This window comes from Candidatus Phytoplasma luffae (assembly GCF_018024475.1).
Lineage (GTDB): Bacteria > Bacillota_I > Bacilli_A > Acholeplasmatales > Acholeplasmataceae > Phytoplasma > Phytoplasma luffae.
This window is the reverse complement of the sequence record NZ_CP054393.1, coordinates 1-17,199: the sequence shown is the minus strand read 5'-3', so window position 1 is coordinate 17,199 and position 17,199 is coordinate 1. Positions and strand designations below refer to the sequence as shown.

At 21.6% G+C, this 17,199-nt stretch carries 16 protein-coding genes; 4 read left to right on the top strand and 12 right to left on the bottom strand.

Annotation, left to right across the window (positions count from 1 at the left end; translation table 11 throughout):
- Positions 1–44 precede the first annotated feature (44 nt).
- Positions 45–1,511, bottom strand: a complete 1,467-nt coding sequence (locus LFWB_RS00080) for a leucyl aminopeptidase (protein ID WP_210954710.1) — start codon at positions 1,509–1,511, stop codon at positions 45–47.
- Between the two features lie 256 nt (positions 1,512–1,767).
- Here LFWB_RS00080 and LFWB_RS00075 point away from each other — a divergent pair, with 256 nt between their 5' ends.
- On the top strand, positions 1,768–2,256 hold the full coding sequence (locus LFWB_RS00075) for a hypothetical protein (protein ID WP_210954709.1): 489 nt from the start codon (positions 1,768–1,770) through the stop codon (positions 2,254–2,256).
- A gap of 100 nt (positions 2,257–2,356) precedes the next feature.
- Here the strand turns inward: LFWB_RS00075 and LFWB_RS00070 are convergent, their stop codons facing one another.
- The 7 genes from LFWB_RS00070 to LFWB_RS00040 form a co-directional block, all read right to left on the bottom strand.
- Positions 2,357–3,040, bottom strand: a complete 684-nt coding sequence (locus LFWB_RS00070) for a hypothetical protein (RefSeq protein ID WP_210954708.1) — start codon at positions 3,038–3,040, stop codon at positions 2,357–2,359.
- Between the two features lie 117 nt (positions 3,041–3,157).
- Positions 3,158–3,895, bottom strand: coding sequence for an ABC transporter permease subunit (locus tag LFWB_RS00065; RefSeq protein ID WP_210954707.1), 738 nt, complete (start codon positions 3,893–3,895; stop codon positions 3,158–3,160).
- 70 nt (positions 3,896–3,965) lie between these two features.
- Complete coding sequence (locus tag LFWB_RS00060; protein WP_210954706.1) at positions 3,966–4,949, bottom strand: type 2 periplasmic-binding domain-containing protein; 984 nt, start codon at positions 4,947–4,949, stop codon at positions 3,966–3,968.
- 81 nt (positions 4,950–5,030) lie between these two features.
- Complete coding sequence (locus LFWB_RS00055) at positions 5,031–6,134, bottom strand: metal ABC transporter permease (protein WP_210954705.1); 1,104 nt, start codon at positions 6,132–6,134, stop codon at positions 5,031–5,033.
- Between the two features lie 2 nt (positions 6,135–6,136).
- Complete coding sequence (locus LFWB_RS00050) at positions 6,137–7,207, bottom strand: metal ABC transporter permease (RefSeq protein WP_246454221.1); 1,071 nt, start codon at positions 7,205–7,207, stop codon at positions 6,137–6,139.
- Positions 7,208–7,260: 53 nt separating this feature from the next.
- Positions 7,261–7,977 carry a metal ABC transporter ATP-binding protein gene (locus LFWB_RS00045; RefSeq protein ID WP_210954704.1) on the bottom strand — a complete coding sequence of 239 codons (717 nt, stop codon included), beginning with the start codon at positions 7,975–7,977 and terminating at the stop codon, positions 7,261–7,263.
- 16 nt (positions 7,978–7,993) lie between these two features.
- On the bottom strand, positions 7,994–9,079 hold the full coding sequence (locus LFWB_RS00040; RefSeq protein ID WP_210954703.1) for a metal ABC transporter solute-binding protein, Zn/Mn family: 1,086 nt from the start codon (positions 9,077–9,079) through the stop codon (positions 7,994–7,996).
- 957 nt (positions 9,080–10,036) lie between these two features.
- Between LFWB_RS00040 and LFWB_RS00035 the strand changes: the two genes are divergently transcribed.
- The 3 genes from LFWB_RS00035 to LFWB_RS00025 all read left to right on the top strand — a co-directional run bounded on the left by LFWB_RS00035 (position 10,037) and on the right by LFWB_RS00025 (position 12,686).
- Positions 10,037–10,207 carry a hypothetical protein gene (locus LFWB_RS00035; protein WP_210954702.1) on the top strand — a complete coding sequence of 57 codons (171 nt, stop codon included), beginning with the start codon at positions 10,037–10,039 and terminating at the stop codon, positions 10,205–10,207.
- A gap of 275 nt (positions 10,208–10,482) precedes the next feature.
- Positions 10,483–11,076: a hypothetical protein gene (locus tag LFWB_RS00030; protein WP_210954701.1), complete on the top strand. Its 594-nt coding sequence runs from the start codon at positions 10,483–10,485 to the stop codon at positions 11,074–11,076.
- A 35-nt stretch (positions 11,077–11,111) separates the two neighbouring features.
- Positions 11,112–12,686, top strand: coding sequence for an ATP-dependent metallopeptidase FtsH/Yme1/Tma family protein (locus tag LFWB_RS00025; protein ID WP_210954700.1), 1,575 nt, complete (start codon positions 11,112–11,114; stop codon positions 12,684–12,686).
- Positions 12,687–12,785: 99 nt separating this feature from the next.
- Here the strand turns inward: LFWB_RS00025 and trpS are convergent, their stop codons facing one another.
- Genes trpS through dnaA form a run of 4 tightly spaced genes read right to left on the bottom strand, consistent with a single transcriptional unit; the run spans position 12,786 to position 17,199 of the window.
- Positions 12,786–13,805: a tryptophan--tRNA ligase gene (gene trpS / locus LFWB_RS00020; protein ID WP_210954699.1), complete on the bottom strand. Its 1,020-nt coding sequence runs from the start codon at positions 13,803–13,805 to the stop codon at positions 12,786–12,788.
- The gene (locus LFWB_RS00015) at positions 13,778–14,617 is read right to left on the bottom strand and encodes a hypothetical protein (protein ID WP_210954698.1); all 840 of its coding nucleotides are present in this window, start codon (positions 14,615–14,617) and stop codon (positions 13,778–13,780) included. Before LFWB_RS00015 ends, trpS begins: the two co-directional genes overlap by 28 nt.
- Positions 14,618–14,671: 54 nt before the next feature.
- On the bottom strand, positions 14,672–15,808 hold the full coding sequence (gene dnaN / locus LFWB_RS00010) for a DNA polymerase III subunit beta (RefSeq protein WP_210954697.1): 1,137 nt from the start codon (positions 15,806–15,808) through the stop codon (positions 14,672–14,674).
- 38 nt (positions 15,809–15,846) lie between these two features.
- Positions 15,847–17,199, bottom strand: a complete 1,353-nt coding sequence (gene dnaA, locus LFWB_RS00005) for a chromosomal replication initiator protein DnaA (protein WP_210954696.1) — start codon at positions 17,197–17,199, stop codon at positions 15,847–15,849.

Here is a 17,199-nt window from a genome sequence, read left to right as displayed (position 1 = left end):
TGGTTTTGAATATTGATTTATTTCTTTTTATAATATGAAAATAATTATAATTCGTAATTATTTTTTATAAATTCATTCAACAAACGTACTCCAAATCCAGAAGCCCAAGATTTATTAATAGAATTAGCTTTTGTTCCGAAGGCTACACCGGCAATATCTAAATGAGCCCAAGAAACTTTTTGAATAAAACGTTTTAAAAATTGAGCAGCAGTAATAGAGCCAGCAGAACGACCGCCTGAATTTTTTACATCAGCTATATCACTATCAATTAATTTATCATATTCTTCGTTAATAGGCATTTGCCAAACTTTTTCACCAGTTTTTATTCCTGCATTAAACAACTTTTTAGCTAAATCATCATCATTAGAAAAAAGACCAGCATAACTTTGCCCTAAAGCGATAACACAAGCTCCTGTTAAAGTAGCTAAATCAATAATCGCTTGAGGTTTGAAATTGTTTTCGCAATACCATAAAAGATCAGCTAAAACCATTCTTCCTTCTGCATCAGTGTTAATTACTTCAACAGTTTGGCCTGACATTGTTCGAACAACATCGCCTGGACGTTGAGCTGTAGAACTTGGCATATTTTCAACTAATCCTATAATACCAACAACATTAACTTTCGCTTTACGAGCTGCTAAAAGATGCATTATTCCAACTACAGATGCTGCGCCGCCCATATCACCTTTCATTTCTTCCATACCAGAAGAAGGTTTGATAGAAATGCCTCCGCTATCAAAAACTACTCCTTTGCCAACAAAAGATAAAGGAGCTTCTTCTTTGTTGGCTCCTAACCAACGCATAACAACTACATAAGGAGGTCGAACAGAACCTTGGGAAACTGCTAAAAGAGCTCTCATTCCCATTTTTTCTATTTCTTCTTTATTTAAAATATTTATTTCGACACCTACATCTTGTAATTTTTTCACTTGATCAACAAATTCTTCGGTTCCTAAAAAATTAGCTGGCTGATTAATTAAATCTCTGGCGATATTTACACTTTCAACTATATTTTTACTTTCTTCAAAAACATGTTCGCATTCATTAGCTATGTCAGTGATTATAAATATTTTTTTATCAACTGATTTAGTTTTTTTTGTTTGATAACGATCAAAAATATAATCTTTTAACATTGTCCCCGTAACAAAATCTTTTAATTGTTGACGATTCACTTTAAAATCTTTTATTTTGAAAAAAATAACTATTTCTTTTGAATCTTGAAACATATCAAAAACATTACCACCTATATTAACCCAAAAATCATTATCTTCTTGCATAGGGGAACCTAAACCTACCACAGAAAAACGATTAAATTCAGAACCATAAGGTGCTAAAATATTTAATTTACTAAATTTTTCACCATCAAATTTTTCAACAACCATTGCTTTTGAAATATTTTGTTTAGGATCTACTTTTTGAAAACAACAAAGCTCATGCTCTTTAGTTTTTAAAAAAACCGCTAATTCACCAGATAATATAAATTCAGTAGAAAAAAAAACTTTAAAACTCATTATAAATCAACACTACTCTTTCTTTTTATTTATTTATTATATATTATCAATAATAACATATTTTTTTATTAAAAATAATCTGTTTAAAATTACACAATCTATTATTTTTAATAAAAAAATATTTTTGATTTAAAAAAATTCTTTTATTATATAATTTGGTTGTATTCTAATATATTAAAATTTATTTATATTATAAAAAAATAATTTATTTTACAAATGAAAATAAAAAGGAGTTATTTTTTTTAAAAAAAAATAAATGATAAATAAAAAAAAAATAAATATTTGTATATATTTATATTTAATTTGTTTTTTTATATTTTTTTTATTTAAAATAAATCAAATTTTAGCAGATAATAAAAAATTACAAGATATTATCCCTGATGATAAAAAAACTATTCATATTGATGCATCAAAAAAACATGATAAAAATGAAATTTTAAAAATTATTAAAACAATAGATCAATCTTTAAATAAATTAACTGTTGACTCTTTAACAATAGAAGACAATAAAGTGAAAATTAAAGTTACTCAGGAACAATCACAACAAAATAATATTGTTGCTGGTGAAATAGAATTAACTTTAAAAGACGATGCTAAAAAAGCGGATAATAAAGTGCCACAAAAACAAAATGAAAATTCTAATCAAAATAACGAAGACAAAACATTAATTATTATTATTTTAATAGTAATTATTATTACAATAATAGGATACTATTATTACGATAAAAAAAGAAAATCAGAATAAAAATAAAAAACCAAATTAATTTATTATAATTATAAATTAATTTGGTTTTTTTATTTCTTGAGATAAAATAATTAAAAAATTTATAAAAAAAGATAAAAAATTATTTAAATTTCTTTTTTAAAAACAAAATAAAAAAAGATAAAAAATAAAAAACTAAAGTTAAAACCGAAATAGATAAAAATAAACCTAAATAACCTTGTTTTTGACCAAGTTCAAAAATTCCTTTTTTATCAGGGTTGATAAAATCATAAGGATAATATTTTTCACTTTTGAAAAAATTTAGAATTAAAAAAAATAAAAAATAAAACAAAGGATAAATTATCCCTAAATAAGATTTTTTAACATCGATACCTTTATTTAATGAAAAAAAATAAAAAATAATATATAAAATAGGAATAAAAGTATGTTGAAAATGAATTAATCCTGGAAATTCAAAATTAATTATATTTTGAAATAATTTTCTTTTTTCATCAGGCGCAATAAAAGAATGATTCACAATAAAAGTCAATAAAATATTAATTAAAGTAATAAAAGTTAAAATATGGAAATATTTGTTTTTAAAAAAAGGAGTGAAAAATAAAATAAGTATTATTAAAATGAAAAAATTACTTTGTGAAGTGAAATGTTTAAAAGTATTACAAAAATTCTTACCAAAACCACTTTTTGTTAAAAAAAAATTGTTTTTGAGATGAAAAATAAAAACAATTAAAGAAATTATTAATAAAATTAAAGAATATATTTTAAAAAATGTATTCTTTTTTTTATTTATAAATTTTTTTTTCATAATTTGAAACATATATTTGATTTTATTACAAAAATTATTTTGTAAAAATTAATTCAATCTAATAATTTATATTTAAACCGAAGATAAATTTAATATATCATTAATATTTAAATAAATTCAACTTTTATCTAATTTTTTAGCTATAAAATTAGTAATTAAATTAAATATTTGAACAATAAAAACAAGAATAACAATACAAACCCAAATAATATTTTTATAATGGAAACCTTGTTTATGAAAACTTAAATTACCTTCATATCCGTATGTATAAGCTATAAAAAAAATACTTTTTACACCTACAAAACTTAAAACACTAGTGTAAGATAAAGCAGAAACAAAAATAGTATTCAATTTTAAAACCAAATAAGGTAAAGATTCTCGTAATAAAAAGAAAATTATAAATTGTTTTTTATTAGCGCCTAAAGTATAAGCAGTATTATAAAGTTCTGGATTAACTTGTAAAAAAATTTGTTCACAATGACGAGCAAAAATAAAACCCAAAACTAAACTAAGACAAATAATAGCTACCTTTATACCTGAGTACATTTTGAGATAAGGTTCTATAAAGTATTTTAAAAGAAAAATAATTAATAACAAAAAAGGTATAGAAATAATAAAATTAATAATAAAATTAATAATAAAATAAGTTTTATGATTATTATTTTTTTTTAAAAAATATAAATAAATACCAATAGGAAAGCCAATAAAAATCGCTAATAAACAAGATAAAAAAGAAATTATCAAAGTTAAACTTATTCCGTTTAATATCAAAAAATCTTGTTTTTGAAAATCATCACTAAAAGAAGGCTCTTTACAAAACAAAACTTTAAAAAATATTTGAAACAAATTAAACATTATAACAATAAATATTCCTTATTTGAATTAATTAAAAAAAAATAGTTTCATTTAATAATTCCAAAATATATTATAAATAACTGTTTATTGTTTCAGTTATTTTTTTAATATCACAATCCTCAAAACCATAAGCAAATTTGGTTTGTTTATTCCAATATTTTTTTAAATTTTCTTTATCTGAAAAAACTTTTTTTAATTTTTGTATTTTGTCATTGTTAACATTATCTTTTTTTACTATTAATGAAATGACATAAGCCCAAAGAGGATCTTTATAATTATCTTTAGATGGTTTATTAATTTCTTCGATAGTGTTAATTGAATCACCTTCTAATTCTCCTTGACCTATTACCGCTGGATAATTTATAAAAATATTTGCTTTTGTATATTCTTTAACTTTAGAAAACATTGTTAAAAAATTTTCCTTATGAATTTTTAAATTATCTCTTATTTCAAAACTATCTTCGTTTAAATCAAATAATTTCGATTTATCTTCCATTAATTTTTCATCTGTATTCTCTGGTTTTCTTTCAATTAATTTAATTTGTTCTAACAAACGAAAAGCTAAATTTTTTTGTGTTTTCTCTGATGGAATAAAAATATCTAATACATTATTATTATTCTTATATTCCTTAACTTCTTCTAAATTTTTTGGATTTTGTCCACTATCAAAGCTATAAATACTAAATTTAGGAAAATAAAAAGGAGAAAGGACTTCTATTTTTGAATCTGAGTTATTTGTTTTTTTTAATTCTTCAAGTAACCAAGGGATATGGCAATCTAATTTAGCATCACATTTGTCTTTTATTAAATTTTCATTAGTTTTTGTATAACCTTTATCAAAAAAAGATGATTCCAAATCCACATTATCTTTTTTTAATTCTTCTTTTATAACATCTCTCAAAAAAACATCAGCCAAAGGTAAAGCTGTATTTATAACTACTTTTGGAACATCTTTATTTCTTATTTCCAATAAAACCAAAATAACCAAAAATAAAGATAATAGAGGTAAGACAATATATATAATTTTATTTAAAATAACTTTATTAATATTCATTATTTATTTTTAATATCCTTTTGATATTTGTATTTTGAAAATATTTAATAATTAATCAATTAAATTATAATAAAAATAATATTAATTAATAGAAATGCCAAAATTTTCATTTTTTTGTTTTAAATATTTTCTTCCTAAATTGGTCAAAAATAATTCTTTTTTTTGTAATTCTATATATCCTAATTTAATCGCTTTGTTTAAACATGAATTATATTTTTGTATAGACCATTTTAAATCGCTTCTAACTTCTTCTATATAATTCTTATTATTTTCTAAAAAATGATTTTCTAAATGCATTAATAAAATAATCATCATAAAATATTTTTTTTGAAAATAATTTGTAATAACTTTTGTTACAATGCCTTTTTTAGGTTCTAAAAATAAAACAATTAAAAAAACAACTAAAATCAATATAGAAATCGAACCAGATATAGGAATATCCAAATAATTACCTATCAAACAACCAAAAACAGTACAAATATATGATATCCATAAAGATAAAAGCCAACATTTAAAAGTTTTTTTAGTTAACAATATAGCTATAGATGGGGGCCCTATTATACAAACAATAGTCATAATTATACCTGCTATATCCAAAGCGGCAACAGTTGTGACAGATAACAAAAGCATCAAAACAAAATTAATCAAAACAGAGGAAAAACCTAAAATATTAGCTAAAACAGGATCAAAAATAAAAATTTTTAATTCTTTATAGAAGAAAATAACAAAAAAAACATTCAATAATAAAATAGGAATAATTTTATATAATTGCCCAATATAAGCGAATTCTGGATTCCCTATAAAAACAACATCAGCATCCATATGAACTTTTTTAATTGAAGTACTAATAATAATAACCGATAAAGAAAAGAAAAAAGCAAAAACAATTCCGATAGCTGAATCTTTTGAAACCCTGGGTTGTTTAGAAATAAAATCTGATAAATAAACTACTATAATTCCTACAACAAAAGCTCCTACCATCAAAAAAGGGGAACCTAATTCTTTTACTATTAAAAAAGCAACTACATTACCTAATAAAACACTATGACTAATAGCATCTACAATTAAAGATTTTCTTTTTAAAACTAAAAAAAATCCTAAACTAGACAACATTAAAGAACAAAAAACCAAAACAATTTCTGTTTCTAATGTTGTTGAAACCGTTTTAATAAATCCCCATAGCATAATCAAAATTTTCCATTAATTAAATTTTCAACTAACTCTGAACCTTTTTGGGACATTAAAATTTTATCACATTCCATATATAAATACCCTTTTTTAAATAAAAAAAAATCTATTTTATCAATTGAATAATATTTTTTTGTATTATAAAAATGAATTAACTGTCTGAATTTTCTAATCTTTTTTTTATATTTCATTTGTTGAAAATATTTTTTAACAATTCCTTGTTTAGGACCGAATAAAAAAACCAAAAAAACCAAAAAAGTAGTGATTACTGTGATAACAGGACCAGTAGGTATATTCTTAATTAAAATACTAATTATAACCCCACTCAAATTAACAAAAAAAGAAATAAAACAAATAATAATAATATTATTAAATAATTGATCACTTATTTGTCTAGAAATAACTCCAGGTAAAATTAATAAAGCACTAGTTAAAATAATACCTGTAACTTTTAAACTAATAATAATAACTCCTATTAATAAAATATTAAAAATAAAAATTATAAAAACATTATTAAAACCAATACTTTGAGAAAATAAAGAATCAAAAGTAAACATCTTTAATTCTTTATAAAAAATAATAATAGTAAAAATAGTTAAAAAAGTTATTATTTTCACTATTAAATGATCATTTGAATTCATTAAAGCAGCTTGACCTAAAATAGTTTTTTCTAAATTAGCAATCGAGCTATCTTCATTATTTGAAAGAATATATGACATTAAAACATTTCCTAAACCAAAAAAAGAAATCATCACAAAACTTAAAATAGCATCTAATTTAATTTTTGAATACTTTTTAATAATTTCTATCAAAAATAAAGTCAATAAAGAAGAAAAAATAGCCCCTAACCAAATTACCCATAACTTATTTTGGCGAAATAAAATATAAGAAGTAGCAATACCTGGTAAAGTGGTATGAGCTAAAGTATCACCTAATAAATCTTTTTTTTGTAAAACCATAAATAATCCAGTAATCCCTGCAGCGATACCTAAAAGAAAACAACTAATAAATATTTGAGAAAATCCCGAAATATTCATTAATAAATATTGAAATTTATTAACTATATCCACTGATAAACTCCCTTTCTTTTGAGAATTGTTATTTATTAAATTTATTTTTGATATTAAATTTTTTGATAAGTTTTTTCAATATTTTTAGTAATAAAGGTTGTTTTGGTCAGACCACTTGATATTATTTTAACATTTAATAAAATGACATGATCAAAATATGATTTAACAGTTTCTAAATCATGATGAACCACGATAATTGTTTTTTTTTCTTTTTGTAATTCTTTTAATACAGAAATAATTTTACGTTCGGTATGAATATCTATTCCTTGAAAAGGTTCGTCCATTAAATAAATATCACCTTCTTGCGCTAAAGCTCTAGCTAAAAAAATTCTTTGTTGTTGCCCGCCAGAAAGTTCTGAAATTTGACAATTTTTTAATTCAGCCATTCCTAATTTTTCTAAACATTCTAAAGCAATTTTTTTATCATTAATTGTAGGCCTTTTAAACCAACCTAAATGTCCATATCTCCCCATCAAAACAACATCAAAAACAGTAGTAGGAAAATCCCAATCTATTGAATTTATTTGAGGAATATAAACTATCTTTTTTTTTATTTTATTATATCTTTTATTATTAAACAAAATTTCGCCAGAAACTTTAGGAATAATTCCTATCAAAGATTTAATAAAAGTTGATTTTCCTGCTCCATTTGGGCCTAAAATAGCTGTTAAAGAACTTTTATAAATATCAACATCAATATCCCATAAAACAGGTTTTAAATGATAAGTAACAGTTAAATCCCTTACTTTAATACAAACTTCTTTTTCCATTTTAAATTCCTTTAATTTAAATTTTGTTCAATAATTCAATAATATTAATATTATTCAAAAAAGCCCCTATATAAGTAGAATGTTTATATGAAATATTGTTTAATGTTTCGCTTTTATAATCGTTACCTAAAGAATCGGAATATAATTCTATATTTTCGGGTATTTTAATTTCTTCTATTTGTTTATTTTTTTGTCTTCTTAAATAATTCACTCGTTCTCGTAAACCATCTAAAATTCGTGGAGAAGTAGAACTTTCTTTGAAAAAAGCTTTTGCTTCATCAGGTATTTCTTTTGCTATTTGATTAATAGTAAACAAACTCACTTCTTCTTGAGTGGAAATACCTTGCAAACACTTAAATTCAAAAGAGCAATTGTTCTTTTCGCAAAATTTTTGCCAATAAGAAAAAGCATCATGTGAGGTAACTATTATAAATTTATTACCTAATGTTTCTTTTAATTTTGTAAATTTGTTTATATTTTCTATTTTCAATTCTTCCAATTTTTTTTTAAAACAAACAAAATTATTTTCTATTTTTTCAATATCTTCATGAGAAGAAGGTATTAAACTTTTAATTTTTTCTTTCAACCCTTCTACTGAAGACAACCATAAATCGATATCAAACCAAATATGTGGATCGTATTCTGTAGAATCATCTTCATCTTTTATCAAACTATTTTGATATTTTTGTTTTAAATAATCGCCTGTATTCCAAATTTTATCAGAATCTTTTATTTTATTAAAAGTACTAACCATTTGGCTTTCTAAATGTAAACCGTGATATATAACAAAAGCTGCATCTTTTATTTTCTGACGATCACTTGGTTTAGCTCTATAATTATGCGGGTCCGTCCCAACCCCCATTAAAGAAATAACTTTATTAAAAGAATCTATTTTTTGATATTTTTTATCTTTATCTTCTTCGAAGTCTACTTGTCCAATTAAATGTTTAACTGCATCTCGTAAAATTGTAGTCGTTGTTACAATTGTTTTTGAATTTTGTATTTGAGATTGTTCCGCTTTAACTTGAAATAAAAAATATAAAGAAAAAATAGATAAAAATAATAAAAAAATATTTAAAAATAAAGAAGAAATTTTTTTCATATAGTTAATTTTATATAAACTTTCTTTTTCTATTAATTTTAAACATTATAATAAATAAAAAATATGTAAATTATTTTTGTGTTATTTAAAAATAAAATTAAATAATTTGTTTAAGTTTTAAAAATTAAATTTAATTTCAAATTATATGAGTTTTTTTATTTAAAATATATTTCGAGATGAAATATTATATTAATTAAGAATAAAAAAGTATATCTAATAGATTTTGAATATAAATCTATTTTAATAATCGTTTAAAATAAGATGATATTACTAAAAAAAATAAAAATAAGAAAATCTAATCATGTAAACAAAAAAATATAGAATTATAGAAAATTTTTGAAAGTTCAACAAAAATAATAAATAGTCAAAAATTTATAACAAAAAATAAATTATAAAAAGATAAAAACCTTTAATTATTCCTTTAAATTGAAAAAAATTATAGTAATGAATTAATATTGTTTTAAAAAATAATAAATAAAATTTTGAAATTTAATTTTTACGAAAAAATTATTAAAAAAATCGTCTTTTATATTTATATTATACATAAAAAAATAAATTAAAATTAAAATTTATATCAATCAAAAAAATAGAATATTTTAATTAATTAGATATAATATATAAATTTTGCAATACTTAATACTAAGTTAATATAATAAGTTAATCAATAATAAAAAAAATATAAGAATTTAATCTTTTTTTTTCATGATTCACTTAATCTTTTAAAAAACTTCTTATTATATTTATTTAAACTAAATTTACTTTTAATACCTAATTTTATCCTACATTCTTTCGATTTTAAAAAAGTTAATTTTTTTGATTTTTTATTAATATTTTATTAAATAAACCGAGATTAAAAAAATATTAATTGCTTTTTTTTTGTTAAAATCTAAGTTAATATTCGTTTTATATTTAAAGAATAGATATAAAAAAAATAAAAAGAGAAAGGTTTTTAAAAAAATGAATATTAATCGAAAGTTTTATCAAAATAAGAAAAAAATTTTAATAATATTAATTACATTTTTCTCAATATTAGCAATTGGAATATATTTATGGAATGATTATAATTACTCAAACAACGAAGAAAATGAAAAATTAAAACAAAATAACACAAATTTAGAAAAAAAGTAAAATTCAAAAAATGTTACGATAGCAAATCTAATTCTTTATAAGGAGAAGATGGACACGCAATTATCAAATATGAATACAACGATCAAAACAATTTAGTTAAAAAATTATATTTTAATGAAAAAGAAGAAATCATAGGCAAAAAAAATTATGAATATTAAAATAATTTATTAGTTCGCAAAGATTATTTCGGAATAAAACAATCAACCAATGAAAACGGAGAAACTGCTAAACCAATCATGCGTGAAGATGATCTAGAGTGAATAAAATTTAAAACTTTGGAATACAAGACACAAAATGGAGTCCAAGGAGAATTGTTAGATGTTAAAAAAATATACAATCCTTTATTTTTAGAAAGTATAAGAGAACCTGAAATTGCTGAAAAACACGTTAGAGAAAAACATGATTACGAATATGATAACGAAGGACGCCTGTTTGAAATCAAAAAAAGCAAACCAATAACAAAAGATCAAAACATCCAATATACCGCAACAGGAAAAAATAAATATAAATATAATGATAAATCTAAAAATTGGTCTGAATTTGATTTTTATGATAAAGAAAATAAATTAATATATGCCAAAGTAAGAGTTTATAATAAGGATAATCAAGAAAAAATAAATAGTTATATTGAATATTTTAAATATCCTAATAAAAAAGAAAAAACCGAATTTTGTTTGATTTCAGAAGATGGATATTCAGAAGCTTTTTATATTGCTATCACAAATTTATCATATAACCCTCAAAAAGAATTAATATTTGAACAAACAGCACAAATGGCAGTGACTCCTGAAGAAGAAGATGAAAAAACAAACATTAAAAATCCAAATATTATGTATGATCCGACTTCTCATTTTGTTTATGAATATTAAAATCCAAAACAAGAAAGGATATAATTTTTATTAATATGGGGTTTTTAACAAAAATTCAAAAAATCAAAAATAAATATTTTTCAATTACCAAAATATTTATTTTTACTATTTTTTTTATGACTATATTACAAGTTTGCGATTTTTATATACCTCAACCCAATTTAGCCAAAAAACCAAGTTTTATTTATATTATTTTTAATAAACTTTTAAATTTTAAAAAATTATTATTAAGTGTTGTTAATGAACAATTTACGCTTATTTTTTTGTTTCATATATTTTATACTTTTCGTCTAACAGAAGGTAATATAGGTAAAAATAATAAAATGAATTCTTATCATAAATCTCAATTTACCTTCGAAGATGTTGCCGGCAACGAAGAAGAAAAAGAAGAAATGAAAGAATTAATTGATTTTTTGAAACAACCTCAAAAATATTCAAAAATTGGCGCTTCAATTCCCAAAGGTGTTTTATTGGAAGGCCCGCCAGGAACTGGTAAAACCTTACTCGCTAAAGCCTTAGCTGGTGAGGCAGGAGTTTCTTTTTATTCTGTTTCTGGTTCAGAAATAGATGGTATCCTAGTAGGGTTAGGTGCTAAAAAATTAAAAAATTTATTCAAAGAAACTAGATATAACGCGCCTTGTGTTTTATTTATTGATGAAATTGACGCTTTAGGTAAAAAAAGAGGTGGAGTAGATAATAAACATGAACAAACTCTCAATCAACTTTTAACTGAAATGGATGGCTTCACCAAATCTCAAGGAGTAATTGTTGTGGCTGATACAAATAGAATAGATATTCTAGACTCTGCCTTATTACATCCAGGAAGATTTGATCGTAAATTCACAGTAGGACTTCCTGATGTTAAAGCTCGTGAAGCAATTTTGAAAGTACATACAAAGAATAAAAAAATTGATCCTAATGTAGATTTCTTACAAATCGCCAAACAAACTCCAGGAATGAGCGGTGCGGAATTAGGAGCCATTTTAAATGAAGCTTCTATTTTAACAGTGAGAAATCAAAAAGATTTTATCACAATGACTGAATTAGAAGAAGCTGTTGAAAGATTTTTAATGGGGGCTGCCAAAAAATCAATTAAATACAATGAAGAAGAAAGAAAAATGGTTGCTTATCATGAAGCTGGCCACGCAGTTATTGGTTTAAAATTAAAACATGCTCAAAAGGTACAAAAAATAACTATTATTCCTAGAGGTAACTCAGGCGGATATAACTTAATGATACCTGAAAAAGAAACTTTTTTTTCATCTAAAAATAGAATGAACGCTAATATTAGTTCTTATTTAGGTGGCCGCGTCGCTGAAGAATTAATTTTTGATGATATTTCTTCAGGCGCTTTTGATGATTTTAAACAAGCTACACGAATAGCGCGTTTAATGATTACTAAATACGAAATGAGTGATTTAGGAGTTTCTCAAGATTCTGAATTTTCAGATAAAAAAGCTATAGATCAAGAAATTAAAAAAATCATTGATAAATGTTATAAAGAAACACAGTTAATCATCAAAGAAAATAAAAATTTACTTGATAAAATCACTTTTAAATTATTAGAACAAGAAACAATTACTAAAGAAGAAATAGAACAATTAGTATAAAAATTAATTAAAAAAGAGACCTTCTAAAGTCTCTCTTTTTTTTATATATATTAAAAAAAATAATAAATAAAATAATAACAAAAAAAATATTCTTTCATTTTATAAATTAATATTTATTCCTAACTTTTCATTCACTTCTTTGATTTTATTATTAGCTATAATTGAAGCTTTATATGTTCCTTTTTTTAAAATTTGTTTTAAATCAATATTTTTTTTAAAATAATAATATTTTTTTTGAATATTACTTATTTCTTCCACCACTAAGTCGGCTAAAGTTTCTTTAAATTCTTTATAAGAATAATTTTTAAAATATTCTTCTGTTTTTTTTAAATCCCAATTTTTAAAAGAGGAATAAATATTTAAAAGATTACTAATTCCTGGTTTTTTATCAAGGTCATATTTAATATTATTTTCTGAATCAGTTACCGATTTAAGGATTTTTTTTCTAATATTTACTAAATCCTCTAAAATATAAATACAACCTTTATCATCTTTATTATTGTTAATATTACTTTTACTCATTTTTTTTTCAGGTTGATCTAAAGATTTAATTATAGAATTAAATTGTAATAGTTTAGGTATAATAAAAGTTTTTCCATATAAATTATTAAATCTCGTAGCTAAAAGACGAGTTAATTCTAAATGTTGTTTTTGATCAGAACTTATAGGGACAATATGCGCATCATAAATCAAAATGTCAGAGGCCATTAAAAGAGGATAAGTCAAAAGTGATGCTCTTGTATTTTTTAAAAAATTTTTCTTTTCTTTAAATTGAATCATTCTTTGCAACTCGCCTAAATAAGAAGTGGATTCTAATATATAATTCAAATAAGCATGTTGTGGTATAGATGATTGAACAAAAAAATTATTTTTTTCTAAATCCAATCCCGCCGCCAAACAAATATATATCATTTTATTAATTTTTTCTTTAAAAGAAGATGGTTCTTGAAAATTAGTTAAAGCATGTAAATCAGCAATAAAAAAATAAAAATCATACTCTGAAGAAAATTTTTCTTGAAAAAAAATTAAAGGTTTTATTATTCCTAAATAATTTCCTAAAGTTAATTCGCCTGTTGGTTTTATTCCTGTGATTAACCTTTTTTTCTCTTTAAATGACATAATTTATTATTTATAACCTTTGTTTTGAAATAAAAAATATAAATAAAAATCAAAGAAAAACCAGCACCCATAATTATTATTCTTATAAAAACTAAAAAATTAGATAAAAAATATCTTTCTTGAGGATTTATAAATATTTTTTTTGCATCAAAAAAAACACGTCCATGAATATGACATTGTATATTAGGATAAGGTAAATAACATTTGTTTCCATCAACTTTACAAGTTATATCACCGTTATAACTATAAAAAATATTAATTAATAAATAAATAAATAAATAAATAAAAGGATGTAAAAAAATTAAAAAAAATTTCTTTATTCTATTTATAGAAAAAGGGATAAAAAATAAAAAAAAGAAAAAATATAACAAAGGTAAAAAAATATGTTGCAAATTATTAGAAATAAATTTTATATGGTGAGGATCATCTTTATAAGACTTCTGAAAAATATTGTTTTCTGTATAAATAGGAAATAAAAAAAAATTATAAACTAAAAAAGTTAATAAAGAATTCACTGCCGATGCATAAATAAACAAAGAATATATTTTTTCTTTTTTTATTTTTAAAAAAAAGGAAATTAAAGTTAATAAAATGAATAATATTGTCTGATTAGTGAAATAAAAATACATTTTTTTATACCACCAAATGGTTTCTAAATTACGATAAATATCCATTCCTAATGTAATTATTGATAATATTAATAAAAATAAAAAATATATTTTCGTTTTAAAACCGAATGTATTAAACAAAGAAACTACTTCGTTATTTTTAATCTCATTTTTTTTTATTCTATTTTTTTTTGTGATTAACATAATTTTAAAAATCTTTTTTTAAATATTAATTTTGCATTTTTTATACATAAAATATTATTTTATATATAAAGGTAAAATTAAATATGAAAGGGTCCTTTCTTCTTCACTATTTAAAAGAAATGGTTTAGAAGAGTTTTCGAAAAAAAATGTAATTCGTTCTGTTGAAAAAACTTTTAAAATTTCTTCTAAATGTTTTATATTAAAAAAAACATTAACTTTTTGAACAACAGATAATTGTAAAGTTTCTATTTCTTCTAAAGCGTATCCTATTTCTTCACTAAAAGAAGAAATTTTTATTTTTTTATTAGGTTCGATTTTAAATTCGACAACATTATCTAAAAAAATCTTATCTTTGGGAAGAAATAAAGAAACTCTTTCTAAAATTTTAATCAAATTATTCCTATTTAATTCAAAAAAAGAAGACAATTTTTTTCTTTCTATTAAATTAATTTGGGGATAATTCCCTTCCAAAAGAGGAGATTGAAAATCTAAATAATTTGTTTTTAAAAAAAATTTTTGTTTAGTGATAGATATTTTTGCATCATTATCTTTTTGCTGTTCTAAAAGTTTTATTAATTCTTCTAAACTTTTTCCGGGAACAACAATATCAAAATCAGAATGATTTATTTTTAATTCTAATTCTTTTCTACCTAAACGAAAAGAATCAGTGGCAAAAGCGATTAAAGAAGACGCTTTATAAATTAAATTAACACCTGTTAAAATATTTTTTTGTTTATCTTTTGACGCGATAAAACTAACTTCTTCAATCATTTGTTTAAATAAATTTATTTTAATTTCGAAAAAATTTTTTTCATCAAAAGTGAAATCACCTGAGGGAAAATTATTTAATTCAATTAATTTTAATTTATATTGAGAATAATCAGTATTAATGATAGCGAATTTATCTTCTAAAGAAATTATTTTAATCAAATCATAATCTATTTTTTTAACAATATCAATGAAATTTCTTCCTAATAAAACTAAAATTCCTTCTTCTTTTATTTTTAAACTTTCATCTTTAATTTTCATTTTAATAATAAAATTAGAATTATTAATTTCTAAAAACAAAACATCTAGATGAGTTGTAATTTTTATATAATAATAAACAGGGAAAAAAGTTTTATTAGGGAGTATTTTTTGAATTTGATTTAAATAATGTAAAAATACTTCTTTTTTAATTTCAAAATTCATATTTTAATTTATTATTTCCTTAAAATAATCCATATCTTTTAATTTTTCATTTTATTCAAAATAAATTCTATAACTTTTTTTAATTCTTCGTTTTTTTCAATTTTTTTTTCAATCAATTTATAAGCTTTAAAAACAGAAGAATATTTTTTATCTAAAAGAAAAGCTATTTTTTTATAAGAAACATTATTTATTTTTTTTAAAAAGTAAATAATAATATGTCTAGGTAAAGTATATTTAATTTTTTTATTTTTACTAACTAAATCTTTAACATTAATATTATAAAAACGACTTACTATAGTTTTTATTTTTTCGGAATATATTTCCTCTTGAGTAATATTTTTTTTATTTTTTAATAAAGGTTCGAGAGCTTCTTTTGTATTTTTTAAATTAATATCTAATTTATAAATTTGGATATAATTTAAAAGCCTAGATAAAGCTCCTTCCATTTCTCTTATATTATCATAAAAATGAGCAGAAATAAAATTTAAAATTTCTTTTTTTAATTTAAAATTATTTCCTTGAAGTTTTAAAATCTTTTTTTTTAAAATATCTAATCGATGCTTAGGATCAGGTTTTTGGATATCAACCACCAATCCAGCTTTAAAACGATTAGTTAATCTTTTCATAATATTGCTTAATTCCGAAATAGTTTTATCACTCGTAATTACTATTTGTTTTTTGTTAAAATTCAGATAATCAAAAATTTTAAAAAATTCCATTTGAGAACGAGTAGCTTCAGATATTGTTTGGATATCATCTACCAAAAAAACATCGATACTTCTATATTTTTTATTAAAATTATCCATTTGACCTTTTATTAAATTATTAGTAAAATCTTCAATAAATTGATCAACTTTTATATATAAAACTTTTTTATTAGGTTTTTTTTTTATAATAAAATTGCCAATCGCTTGCATTAAATGGGTTTTGCCTAATCCAACTGAACCAAAAATATATAAAGGATTTATTTCTACTTTGTCAGAAGAAGCGATTTTTTTAGCCATTTCAAAAGCAAAAATATTACTTGAACCAGAAACAAAATTATCAAAAGTATAATCTTTATCTAAATTTTTTTCATCATTTTCTGAATTCAAAAAAACTTCTTTTTTTTGTTCTTTTTCTGGTTTATTTTTTTTTTCTAAAATGAATTCAAAAAATATTTTTTTTGAAGAATATTTTTCAGCAATTTTTTTTATTTTTTTTAAATAAATATTTAAAATTTTATTTTTGATAAATTCATTATCAACCGAAATAAAAAAAACTTCGTTTTCTATTTTATACAATTGGAGATTAGAAAAAGTTTCTTCAAAAACTTTTTCATTATATATAAGAGATAATTCCTTTAAAATATTTTTCCAAATCTCCTCTTTTGAAAATTCTTTTTTTTCCAT

Bases quoted from the DNA above. Each gene is read 5' to 3' on its own strand.
- LFWB_RS00080 (WP_210954710.1), bottom strand. From the start codon at position 1,511: ATGAGTTTTAAAGTTTTTTTTTCTACTGAATTTATATTATCTGGTGAA.
- LFWB_RS00075 (WP_210954709.1), top strand. From the start codon at position 1,768: ATGATAAATAAAAAAAAAATAAATATTTGTATATATTTATATTTAATT.
- LFWB_RS00070 (WP_210954708.1), bottom strand. From the start codon at position 3,040: ATGAAAAAAAAATTTATAAATAAAAAAAAGAATACATTTTTTAAAATA.
- LFWB_RS00065 (WP_210954707.1), bottom strand. From the start codon at position 3,895: ATGTTTAATTTGTTTCAAATATTTTTTAAAGTTTTGTTTTGTAAAGAG.
- LFWB_RS00060 (WP_210954706.1), bottom strand. From the start codon at position 4,949: ATGAATATTAATAAAGTTATTTTAAATAAAATTATATATATTGTCTTA.
- LFWB_RS00055 (WP_210954705.1), bottom strand. From the start codon at position 6,134: ATGCTATGGGGATTTATTAAAACGGTTTCAACAACATTAGAAACAGAA.
- LFWB_RS00045 (WP_210954704.1), bottom strand. From the start codon at position 7,977: ATGGAAAAAGAAGTTTGTATTAAAGTAAGGGATTTAACTGTTACTTAT.
- LFWB_RS00040 (WP_210954703.1), bottom strand. From the start codon at position 9,079: ATGAAAAAAATTTCTTCTTTATTTTTAAATATTTTTTTATTATTTTTA.
- LFWB_RS00035 (WP_210954702.1), top strand. From the start codon at position 10,037: ATGAATATTAATCGAAAGTTTTATCAAAATAAGAAAAAAATTTTAATA.
- LFWB_RS00025 (WP_210954700.1), top strand. From the start codon at position 11,112: ATGGGGTTTTTAACAAAAATTCAAAAAATCAAAAATAAATATTTTTCA.
- trpS (WP_210954699.1), bottom strand. From the start codon at position 13,805: ATGTCATTTAAAGAGAAAAAAAGGTTAATCACAGGAATAAAACCAACA.
- LFWB_RS00015 (WP_210954698.1), bottom strand. From the start codon at position 14,617: ATGTTAATCACAAAAAAAAATAGAATAAAAAAAAATGAGATTAAAAAT.
- dnaN (WP_210954697.1), bottom strand. From the start codon at position 15,808: ATGAATTTTGAAATTAAAAAAGAAGTATTTTTACATTATTTAAATCAA.
- dnaA (WP_210954696.1), bottom strand. From the start codon at position 17,199: ATGGAAAAAAAAGAATTTTCAAAAGAGGAGATTTGGAAAAATATTTTA.